11 protein-coding genes are annotated in these 10,998 nt (G+C 58.2%); 8 read left to right on the top strand and 3 right to left on the bottom strand.

The window, feature by feature from the left end:
• The first annotated feature begins 604 nt into the window (after positions 1–604).
• Positions 605–1,051 carry an NUDIX hydrolase gene (locus tag FHT76_RS39155; protein WP_259131791.1) on the top strand — a complete coding sequence of 149 codons (447 nt, stop codon included), beginning with the start codon at positions 605–607 and terminating at the stop codon, positions 1,049–1,051.
• Between the two features lie 49 nt (positions 1,052–1,100).
• On the opposite strand, the gene FHT76_RS39150 is transcribed toward FHT76_RS39155, so the two are convergent.
• Positions 1,101–2,378, bottom strand: coding sequence for a cation:proton antiporter (locus FHT76_RS39150; RefSeq protein ID WP_259131789.1), 1,278 nt, complete (start codon positions 2,376–2,378; stop codon positions 1,101–1,103).
• Positions 2,379–2,588: 210 nt separating this feature from the next.
• Positions 2,589–4,514, bottom strand: a complete 1,926-nt coding sequence (locus tag FHT76_RS39145; protein WP_405049541.1) for an AI-2E family transporter — start codon at positions 4,512–4,514, stop codon at positions 2,589–2,591.
• Positions 4,515–4,754: 240 nt separating this feature from the next.
• On the opposite strand from FHT76_RS39145, the gene FHT76_RS39140 reads away from it, so the two are divergent.
• From FHT76_RS39140 to FHT76_RS39110, 7 genes are all read left to right on the top strand, one after another.
• Positions 4,755–5,249 carry an MgtC/SapB family protein gene (locus FHT76_RS39140; protein WP_259131787.1) on the top strand — a complete coding sequence of 165 codons (495 nt, stop codon included), beginning with the start codon at positions 4,755–4,757 and terminating at the stop codon, positions 5,247–5,249.
• A gap of 771 nt (positions 5,250–6,020) precedes the next feature.
• Entirely contained in the window at positions 6,021–6,395 is a 375-nt protein-coding gene (locus FHT76_RS39135) for a hypothetical protein (RefSeq protein WP_183865050.1), read from the top strand.
• Between the two features lie 321 nt (positions 6,396–6,716).
• Positions 6,717–6,989, top strand: a complete 273-nt coding sequence (locus FHT76_RS41590) for an AAA family ATPase (RefSeq protein ID WP_405049540.1) — start codon at positions 6,717–6,719, stop codon at positions 6,987–6,989.
• Positions 6,990–7,054: 65 nt separating this feature from the next.
• On the top strand, positions 7,055–7,186 hold the full coding sequence (locus FHT76_RS41585) for a hypothetical protein (RefSeq protein WP_405049539.1): 132 nt from the start codon (positions 7,055–7,057) through the stop codon (positions 7,184–7,186).
• A gap of 619 nt (positions 7,187–7,805) precedes the next feature.
• A complete protein-coding gene (locus FHT76_RS39120) occupies positions 7,806–8,642 on the top strand; it encodes an alpha/beta fold hydrolase (protein ID WP_183759115.1) in 837 nt (278 codons plus the stop codon).
• A gap of 97 nt (positions 8,643–8,739) precedes the next feature.
• Positions 8,740–9,198, top strand: coding sequence for a RidA family protein (locus tag FHT76_RS39115; RefSeq protein ID WP_183759114.1), 459 nt, complete (start codon positions 8,740–8,742; stop codon positions 9,196–9,198).
• 75 nt (positions 9,199–9,273) lie between these two features.
• Complete coding sequence (locus FHT76_RS39110) at positions 9,274–10,002, top strand: gamma-glutamylcyclotransferase (RefSeq protein WP_259186739.1); 729 nt, start codon at positions 9,274–9,276, stop codon at positions 10,000–10,002.
• 40 nt (positions 10,003–10,042) lie between these two features.
• Here FHT76_RS39110 and FHT76_RS39105 read toward each other — a convergent pair whose 3' ends face one another.
• Positions 10,043–10,942 (bottom strand): LysR family transcriptional regulator, encoded by a 900-nt coding sequence (locus FHT76_RS39105; RefSeq protein ID WP_183865054.1) that lies wholly within the window; start codon positions 10,940–10,942, stop codon positions 10,043–10,045.
• Positions 10,943–10,998: the final 56 nt, after the last annotated feature.

Raw genomic sequence — 10,998 nt, 5'->3', positions numbered from 1 at the left:
CCGCGCCGTTCAAGTTCCTCGGACTTTAGATGTGGCAAGACTGGGCACGCCGGTCGTTATCGGCGTCAGAAGCATGAGAGGGAACGCATGAACCGAACGATTGGTTCGGACCCAGTGTCAACCCGGAGGACCAAAGACTTTGGAATTTTGAAGTACATTAGCGACCTAATCCCGCCCGCCGGCGGAGCGATGTCGCTCTCACCCCGTATGGCGTCATTCCTCATTTGCGGAAAGCCAAAAAGTTGCCTGCACGCGTGAACCAAAACGCTGCCGTGACAGGCAGGGAGGAGATCGGATTGGCGCTCACATAAAGGTCGAGCGTTGTTAACGTCCGGGTTTAGCTTGTTGAAAGTTAAAGGGAACGTTATTCCTAGAGATCGTCCGGCCAGCTCTGCAACGGGATCGTTCGCTATTGGGCATGGCGAGCGACAAACTAGATCCGGCGTGAGGAAGCCAGGGCATTGCCATTTAAAATCAATGGTTAGGTCGCGTGGGCACAAGCATCAGATTAACGTGTGGGCAAATAAGGGCCACACCGATCGAATTTTGGCTGGAACGCGGTGCGGTCCGTTGGGTTAGGGGCGATCCAGAATCGAGCCAGAAAATGAATATAAAGAGCGATAAATCGAAAGGTTATGTACGGGCCGAGCCGGTCAGACAATTCGGAGCGCTTTGCCTACGTACTAAGTCAGATGGGCCCGAGGTCCTTCTCATTACCACAAGAGAGACTAAGCGTTGGATGATACCAAAGGGTTGGCCCATCCGCGGGCTGAGGCCTCATAAGGTCGCAGAGCGTGAGGCCTGGGAGGAGGCCGGTGTCATTGGAAAGGTAAGCAGAAAGCTCTTCGGACGGTTTCGATATTCCAAAATTCTTTGTAACGGTCTTGAGGTTGAGCCGGTCGTGGATGTTTACCTTCTGAAGGTCCGCCGCCGGAAGAAGCAATTTCCGGAGATGACCGAGCGAAACGTAGCGTGGATGAAGCCTAAGGAGGCGGCGCGGCGCGTTAAGAATCCAGAGTTGAAGAAGATACTCCTAGGGGTGGGGTCTTGATTCTGACGTCTTTCGCAGCTGTTTCGCAAATCCAAGCGCAGCGACTGGGTCATAAGCCATTTTCAACAGATGCAGCCATGGGTTTCAGGGGGTCTACGCCGCGACGCCGATCGATCCATCGCATAACTGGCGTGACGGTGATTCCGTGTACCACGATCGACATCAGGATAATAAGAAAGACAGTTGCCCACACCGTCTCGATGCCCTCGAATCTTGCAATACCCGACGCATAGGCCAGATAATATATGGATCCCAGTCCGCGGATACCGAACACGGAAATGATAATCTTCTCGGCTTGGGGATGTCGGCATCCAAGCAGGCTTATCCACCCAGCCAAAGGTCGAGCAATTGCGAGAACCAACACGGCGACGAGGACAACCCACCGGTCGACCAGAAGGAACAACGTGCCTTCTGCCAGTGCCGCGCCAAAGAATACGAGGAGGAGCATCATCAGTAGGCGTTCGATCTGCTCTCCGAAATCGTGCAATTCCGAATGATAGTCGCTGTGCCGTTCAACAGCGCGAAGCGTGAGCGCGGTGACAAATACCGCAACGAAGCCGTAGCCATGAATGAGTTCGGTTGCGCCATAAGATATGAAAGTGAAACCTAGCGCGGCAAGCCCGTCTCCTGTCTTTGCGATCCGTCGCGACACCGGCAGCCTGAACGTGAAATAGCCTAGGATGCGACCGATCGCCCAGCCGACCGCGAGGCCTGCGAGAAGTCTCCACAAGACATCAATCGCCAGCCATCGTCCGATCCACTCGAAATTGGATCCGGGGTTGGTCGCGAGTGCGATCGCCGCCATTACGAATGGAAAGCTAAGTCCATCGTTCAGGCCGGCCTCTGACGTCAAAGCGAAGCGAATCTCATCTTTCTGGCCGGTCTGTGGCGGTCCGACCTGCACGTCCGAAGCAAGAACCGGATCTGTCGGTGCGAGGGCAGCTCCCAGGAGGAGGGCCGAAGCTGGCTTCAACCCGAGAATATACCACCCGAGAACGGCAATAGCCGCAATTGAAAGAGGCATACCAATCCCGAGGAGCCGCCACGTTATGATCCAGCGCTTCCAGCCGATTGGCCGGTCGAGTTTCAGGCCGGCGCCCATCAGGGCGACGATGACCACCACCTCTGTCATATGCTCAGTGAGGCGAAGGTTTGCCAGCGGATTTGTCCGGGGAAGCATCGTAAGGTGCAACCACGCCAACGAAATGCCGATGATGATACAGCAAATGGGAAGGGAGAGTGGCATCCGCCGAAGGACGAGTGGCAGCCACGTCGTTAGGAGCACGACGCCTCCAAATATAAAAATGGTCACGGCATAACTGTTCAACGACGCTGTGATCTTTTCCTGAATGTCAACGAACTGCCCATCTAACGCGCAGCGATGTGGCCGCGTTCCGTGTCCATCGACCGGCGCGACGCGCACCCGCCTATACGAACCTCGTCATCGCCATGCATGCCGCTGGCGAGCGGCAGGGGGCGTTCCCGGCGGTGCATGTCCGGTTTACGAAGGACAAAAGTCGGACACGTATTTCTAACCCTAGGCTTCAATGGATCTGCGTTGGGTCGGCCTCGCCAATCGCCTCACCGTTGCTTTCAATTCGACAGCGGCCGAACTTGACAAGGCTTCACGAATTGCCTCGCTTATCGAACTTGAAACAAAGTCGGCGTTGAGTTCTTCGGCTGCCACCTTTGGATACTGATCGCCATCGGCAGCCGGCAGTAGCACACCGACGCGGAGGCCGGGTTTGAGGCGTTTTAACCGGCGAACCACTTGACGGGCATGTGATTTAGAGCGGCCGTTCAGAAAGGCCACGACGGCCGTGTCGGCGGATTCGATCGCCGAAAGGGCGGGCACTCCTCCGGGAGACGCGCCATCTGGCTCGGTGACGACGCCAGCTCCCTGGACAGCAAGGACCTGAGCGAGCATCGAAGCCGCGACCCGATCAAGTGCGCTGCGCCCGCCGACACATGCTACAGTTCTGCCTCGCCCGTCAGGAAGCTCCTTTATCTCGTCCGTCGGCGTGTGCTCGGACTCCTCATCACTTTCTTCGTCGTCGGCGATCTCTGCGAGATTTTCCACGAGAGTAAGGGCGGTGGAGGCGACGAGTGCAATCTGCCGCTCTGTCATTACACCACGCTGTCGGTCGGCTTCGCCAAGTATTAGGGCCGGCAACGCAACCGACTCATAGTAGTCCACTAAATACTCCTCCATGAGAAACTCCTCAGCATTGTCGGTTGCCTCGTTCGGGTCACCGGCTAGAAGGCGTTGATAGAGCTTCTCGTGGGCTCTTAAGACCGGTTGGTTCCCAAGGAGAACGTCCAGAAAATCAAATTGCGGCACGTAGCGTCCGAGAACCATCAAGCAGACGGTGAGGGGAGTGGACAGCATCAGCCCTACTGGGCCCCAGAGCCACGACCAGAAGATGGCCGATACGATGATCGCTAGCGAAGACAAGCCGGTGTGACTACCATAGAGCCACGGCTCAACAATGTTATTGCTCGTCAATTCGGTTACGATGAAAAGTCCTGCCACCCACGCGACCAGCGACCATCCTGGTGCAATGGCCAGTGCCAGGAACAGCGGAAGGATCATGCCGATCAATGGGCCGATGTAAGGCACGAACCGGAGGACGAGTGTTAGTAAACCCCATAGGATCGCATTGGGGATACCCAGCAGCCACAGGCCGATCGTGATCGGAATGGCGTAAAGGGTATTCACAACCAGTTGCATGAGGAGATATTTACCGACGCGCTTACCCGCCTCCTGAAGCGCTGCAGTGGTCTTGTGTAGATCACCCAAACCGACGAGCCTAATGAACCTGTCCCGAAGATCCTCTCGCTCCAGCAGCATGAAGATTACCAGGACGACAACGAGTCCGGCGGTGGCGAATGGGCCTATGAGCGGTATGATCAGGTTGCCCAACGTCTCAATAGGGTTTGAGCGCGCTATAATCTCCACCGGCAGCGGCTGTCGCTGGTCGATTGCCGGGACGGGGGCTTCCTTCTGACTTTCCGTTGCATTAAACTTCAACTCCTCGCCGACGCGTTCAACCGCCCTCTGGACCTTTTGAAGCACACTATTGTCGGATCCTGTGTGGGCGAGGGCGTCTACCTTCGCCACAATGTTGCGTTGGTAGGTGGGAATGTTTTGCGCGAGGTTGGCAACCTGCGTGGCAACGACGAAACTGAAAACGGCGATGGACACGAAGGCGAAGGCGACAGCTAGCAGCACTGCAGCTATTTTGGGAATGCGCCGCGATCGAAAGAAACTCACGATCGGAGCGAGCATGAAGGTGAGTAAAAGTGCAAGCGCGAGGGGAACGAAGATCTCCTGGCCGACACGTAGGATGACAGCTACGCCAATGAGAATGAGAACGGTGCGGGCAGAGATGGTGGATGTTATTCCATTCTCCTCCGAGGGCGGCCTTGCTCCGTCGGCCTTTTCAACGCTTCCGACGATCACTTAAGCCTCCGTGGTTCGATGCGATCATGTCATCATCGATTGAAGATAACGCTGCTTCGAAGTTTATCGAGCGGCACTTGCTCGAAGAGAGGATGGGAACGGCTTGGCCCGGACAGCCGACAAGGGCTACCCATACTGGCCTCTTCGTCTCATGAGGTTCTTTCGTCCTTCGGCAGACCTACGTCTTGTCGGATATCCACCGTCGCCCATCTTTCACGGTTCACAACCATGGAGGAAGTGGTGCCTGACTGGTTTGACAATATCGGCGTTCAAGGCGACTTGCTGCGAAACCTTACCGCGTTGTTGGCTGCCTATATCCTTGCGCTACCGATTGCATGGGATCGGGAACGGAACGAGCGTAGTGCCGGCCTGCGTACCTTCCCGCTTGTCGCCATCGCAGCCTGTGGATTCATTCAGGCGGCCGAAACCGTGACCAAAGAAAATGCGGAAGCGACAGCCCGTATCATTGAAGGGATCATCAATGGGGTCGGATTTATCGGTGGTGGCGCGATACTGGTCGGAAAAGCTAGTATTCGCGGCACGGCAACGGCCGCAAGCCTATGGGCAACCGGTGCGATCGGTGCAGCAGTGGGATTGGGCGCCTACGAGACTGCCATCGTTCTCTCAATCGCGACTTTTGCGACCCTGCGGGTAATGGCGAACTTCAAGGTTGAGGCCCAAGTGAACGAAGTTAGCCCCAAGAGCCTGTCCGAGGATTTTCAGGCAAAGGAATAGTTTCCAAAGCGATGCTCCGCAGCTCGGCGGTGGTACGATAGGTGTCATGACGGCAAGCTCCATGAGTCTCAATTCGTAGGATCAAACCCAGTTCTGCGTTTCGTTTTCGAGGGATGCCATGAAGAGCGTCTCGAATGACGCTGGGATGCTGCTGTCCCGCGCGAGGTCACGCTTTCAACGATCTACACACCGATGGCGGCTATCAAATGCGATGGCCGCGCAATTCAGATCCCAACAGGCGAGGGACTTCGCATGCCTGCTCGATCTCGATCCCGATGTCGTTCGATGGAGAGCTGCGCCGCCGCCGCCGCGTGACGGGGACGACGAATACCAGCTCGACTCCTAGTGCTGACCGTCGCGGGCGGATCCTTCCTGATCGACGTCGGCCAGGAGGAGCCATCGCCGCCGGTCTGGCTATCCAGCGCGATCGAATCCATGGGGCCCCGTGGCGATGATCGAATTCGCCGACAGCTTTCGACTCCGGAATGCGCAGGATCTTCTCCGATACGGCCTCTACCGAGCGCCGCTCGGTGACACGATTCGCCTCGTGGCCGGCCTCGAGGAGATGGGATCGTTGACAGTCGCCGAGTGCATGTCGGGTGAGGGAAGGGCGACCTATGCCGACGGTGGCCTCGCTTGTCCTCCGAGGATTCTTGGAGATCGATCTGGATGAAGCCCTGATCAGCCCGGAAACGCGGGTGCGCCGGATACGGGATGACGTGACGCGCCATCGGGCGCCAGCCGACATCTTCTTCAATCCGGAATCACACAATGAAAAATATTTCTCGCGACGGGCACGATTTCTCGCTGCCCGAATTCCTCGCATACGCGTCCATCAGCGGCGCCATCCGACCGTTGAAGCGTGCCACTCGCTACGCCATCGGACTAATCGTTCCCGACTGGGATCGCAGGGTCACCTACATGCGGGCAGCGCTCGTGGTGATCGACCGGGAACTTGATTTCCGCTTCCGGGATCAGGTCAAGGCGTTCGATCACGAAAAGGCGGAATCCTCAACCGACTCCGTGTTGGACATGCTGCAGAACACGAAGACGATCATCCTCTTCAAGTCGGCAGAAGCGTCCCATCGGATCTCCGGCACGCTCTCGATGCAATCGTCCACGTTCCGTCTCCCGACAGTCGCCTGATGCGCGGCGTGGTTCGGTGGGCATACGGTATCGGTGTCACCGATCTGCAAGCGAAGGCGCTCGCGAGATCCAACTGGAAACGCCTGAAGCTTGCGATGACACGAGGCCGGCCGATCTCGCGCGCCTTCGCAATCATTGAAAAGATGGCGCGGGAGGAACCCTCGGCATCAAAGCAGACCAAGGATCCCGAAGCGCTCTCGCAGGTGCGCCTCGAAGACATGGAGGGGCTACGGCGAAGCGAAGGAGTGGGGGCTCGATCTTGCGCGAGAGCTCGCCGACTGGCGCGCGGGGACGATCTCCTGGGAAGACGTCGACAAGGGAATGCTGCTGTCGGGTCCGCCAGGGACGGGCAAGACAATGTTCGCCCGCGCGCTCGCCGCCTCATGCCATGTCAAGCTGATCGCCACTTCGTACGCCAAGCGGCAGGCGAAGGGATATCTCAACGACTTCCTGAAGGCCATGCAGAAGAGCTTCAAGGCAAGGATGCTGCGCCGGCGATCCTGTTCATCGACGAGGTCGACGCTTTCGGATCTAGGGATGGCGCTCAGGGTAGCAATGCGTCCTACGACATCAAGGCGATCAATGGCCTCCTAGAGTAACTCGACAGCATCGACGGCAGGGAGGGTGTTATCGTCGTCGCTGCCTGCAATCATCCCAAGATGGTCGATGCTGCGATCCTGCGGGCAGGATGGCTTGACCGTCACGTCGAGATCTCGCTTCCAGAACAGAGCGCGCGTGAGGCCATCTTCAGGATGCATCTGCACGACAGCCTTGGCGCCGAGGACTATTGAGACTTTGCGGCGGCGACTTCTGGCCTGTCCGGTGCCGAGAGGGGCGATGGGCTACCATCGTCGCTACCGGGACCCGTGCTGAGCTGCAGTGCGGACGGGTTGGCGAGTTCGCTCACAGTTCCTCGGGGGGCGGAGATGCCATAAGACCGTCCGAAGCAAGCAAAGTGCGCGATATCTTTATTCCGAACCTCCATATCGACACCGTCAAGGTCCAAAGCCGGAACTTCCACTAAAGCTGCTGGCGAAGGGGAGGGCGTTTTCCTTGAGCACTCAGGAACTGGGCTGATCGGACCGTCGCGTGACGAAATGTTGAGGAGCCATCGGGACCGTCGACCACCGTCACCATTTCAGATTCCGCAATAAAATCGAAACAACTGGCGCAATTGTGAGCGCCCTACGCTTGCGGCACTATCCGCCCGTCAGACGAACTCAGCGTCGCCTGATGCCTCAACGAAGAAGCCGCAGGTAGCCGAGAATGACGCAGACCTTTTCTTCCATGACGCGCAGGAGCGCACTCCTTTCCGCCGGTGCCGCCGTCGCAGCCATGGCGATTTCACCGTCTCTCAATCTTGCAGCCGAGGCTGCATCAGCATCCAGCTCAACCGAAGGAACCAAGACAATGGCATATTTAACCACCAAGGACGGCGCCGAAATATTCTACAAGGACTGGGGTCCGAAGGACGCGCAGCCGATCGTCTTCCACCACGGCTGGCCGCTGTCGTCGGACGACTGGGATGCCCAGATGCTGTTCTTCCTGTCGAAGGGTTATCGCGTCGTTGCGCACGATCGCCGTGGTCACGGACGTTCCGCTCAGGTTTCCGAGGGCCATGATATGGATCACTACGCCGCGGATGCCTTCGCCGTGGTCGAAGCGCTCGACCTTAAGAATGCCGTCCACATCGGTCACTCCACCGGCGGCGGTGAAGTCGCTCGCTACGTCGCCAAGCACGGCCAGCCAGCCGGCCGCGTCGCCAAGGCGGTTCTCGTTTCCGCCGTACCTCCACTGATGCTCAAGACTGAAGCGAATCCTGAAGGTCTGCCGATGGAAGTCTTCGACGGTTTCCGCTCGGCGCTTGCCGCCAACCGCGCGCAGTTCTTCCGTGATGTTCCGGCTGGTCCCTTCTACGGTTTCAATCGGGATGGCGCGACAGTCCAGGAAGGCGTGATCCAGAATTGGTGGCGCCAGGGCATGATGGGCGGCGCGAAGGCGCATTACGACGGCATCAAGGCGTTCTCTGAAACTGACCAGACGGAAGATCTGAAGGCAATCACGGTTCCAGCCCTCGTCCTGCATGGCGAAGACGACCAGATCGTGCCGATCGCAGACTCCGCACTGAAGTCTTCCAAGCTCCTGAAGAATGGCACGCTCAAGACCTATCCCGGCTTCTCGCACGGCATGCTGACCGTCAACGCCGATGTCCTGAATGCCGATCTCCTGGCCTTCGTGAAGGCCTGATCGGTCCGGCGGCGGGTGCGGCGTCCCACGCATCCGTCGCCTCCATGAACCGCGAGTGCCCACTCGGCGCGCCATCATTCGATCAAAGGAATCTACGATGACGAACAGCAACCCGTCCAAGAAAGTAGAGAACCATGGCGTCGCCTGGGAGCGCGCCTTCGGATACGTTCAAGCCGTGCAGGTCAAGGACACGATCTATGTCTCGGGCCAGTTGAGCCACGATGGCAACGGCAATCTTGTCGCTCCGGCGGAACTCGATGAGGATAAGCGGCCTGCGGACTTCTCGCAGATGGAGAGCCAGATCCGCCAGACCTACATCAACGCAAAGACTCTGCTCGCCAGATATGGTGCGACCCTCGACGATGTCATTGAAGAGACACTGTACGTGCTTGATGTTCCTAGCGCGTTTGCGGCTGGATCCAAGGTCCGCAAGGAAATGTACGGTACGGATGTACCTCAGTGCGCCAGCAACCTAATCGGGGTTTCGGCGCTGGCTTTCCCCGAACAGATCGTCGAAATCACTTTCCGGGCAATCATCAACCGTTCCGCTGATTGATCGGGCGGCAGCTACTCCATGAAGCGCCGGAGACGATGGGCCTCCGGCGGCAAACCCGTTGAAACGGTTCACACGATGCCAAAAACACCGGCCGCCAAGGCGCCCGCACCTGCTACCATGGAACTCACCCCCGACCTCGTCGCCACGACCATCAGAATTGTCGAAGACGAGGGACCGGAACCCAATTGGAACCCGATCTCGCCCGAGCAGCTCGACGACCTCGTCAGCAGGGTTGAGGAAGAGGCTGATGACGAGGAGATATGGGTGTTCGCGTACGGATCCTTGATGTGGAATCCGGGTTTCGAGGTGGCCGCCAGCGAAGAGGCGGTCGCTTACGGCTGGCACCGTGCGTTCTCGTTGAGGATTGAGCGGCTCAGGGCCACCTCCGACGCGCCCGGTCTCATGCTCGCGCTTCGGCCAGGAGGAAGCTGTTCGGGTCTTTTCCTCAAGCTTCCGTGCACTACCAAGAGGGAGAATCTGCGTACTCTTCTGGCGCGAGAGATTCGGTATGCCGAAGTGTGCGATATGGTGCGTTGGGTTGCGGTCAAGACACCGACGGGTGTGCGGCGCGCGCTCACGTTCTGGGCGAGCGGCAGGCAATCTCCGCTCACGGAGAAGATCCCGCTCGAAGAGGCGGCAGGGTTGATCGCCCAGGCATGTGGACCTGCCGGATCTTGCGCGGAGTACCTGCATCGGACGGTTTCAGATCTGGCGGATCGCAAAATCTATGATCGAAACCTGTGGCAGCTACAGCAAATAGTCGCAGCTAGGCTTAGAGCATTCCAACAGCATGATCGAAGCTGAAAGGCGTGTGCCAGATCATGGTGACGGGCATGTGCGTGCGTCAGTCCAACATGACCATCTTTGCCGCGACCTGATCCTCGAAGAACTTGGAGAATGACGCAATCCTTGGCGGGAGGGCTTGGTAGGGCGGGTAGAACAGCGTCAGCCACAGGTTCGGCGGCGCCCATCCCTTGAAGACGTGGACAAGGCGACCGCTACTGATGTGATCGGCGATGTTGAATCCTGGAAGCAGCGCGACACCCGCGCCGTCGGCGGCCATGTCCGCCAGAACCTCTCCGCTGTTGGCGCTGAAGGCTCGACCTGCCGAAATCGTGATGCTTGACCCGCCGTCGGACAGCACCCAGTTCTCACGCCGGCTTTCGCCGCTGTACGCGAGGCAGTCATCGGGCTTCAGTTCGTTTGGGTGCTGCATGTCGGCGAATCTGCTTCCGGGAGCGGCGACCAGGATGCGCGTCACCACCCGGATCTTCCTCCAGATCGTGAACTTGTCCGAAGGCTGCGACGAGATGCGGATCGCCAGATCGTAGTCGTCGTCGACGATGTTCACCAATCCATCGGACAGCGAGATCTCGAAGCTCATCTTCGGATAGCGCTCCTTGAATCCTGAAAGGATCGGCGGGAGCACGGTCTTGCCGAACCACGTTGGCGCACTGATCCGAAGCCGTCCCTCATCGGCCTTGTGCGCGTTCATCATCTCGCACCGCGCGTCTTCGAGCGTCTTCACCGCGGGCTGGATCTGCGCGGCAAAGATCGCGCCATCGGTCGTCAAAGAAACCTGCCTCGTGGTGCGCACAAAGAGCTGTACGCCGAGTTCTGCCTCGAGCGCGGCGATGGCACGCGTTACGGCTGCGGGTGTCATGTCCAGTTCGCGGGCTACCTGCGCGAAGTTCCGCTTCTCGGCGGCAAGGAGGAAAGTTCGAAGGGCTTTGTAGTCGTTCATATCATTGTTTCAAATTTAGCAATTCAATCACAATGAATATTGCAATTCCGCGCTGT

This window comes from Rhizobium sp. BK176 (genome assembly GCF_024808055.1).
Note: the sequence above shows the minus strand (reverse complement) of the source record. Positions and strands in the feature narration are given on the sequence as shown.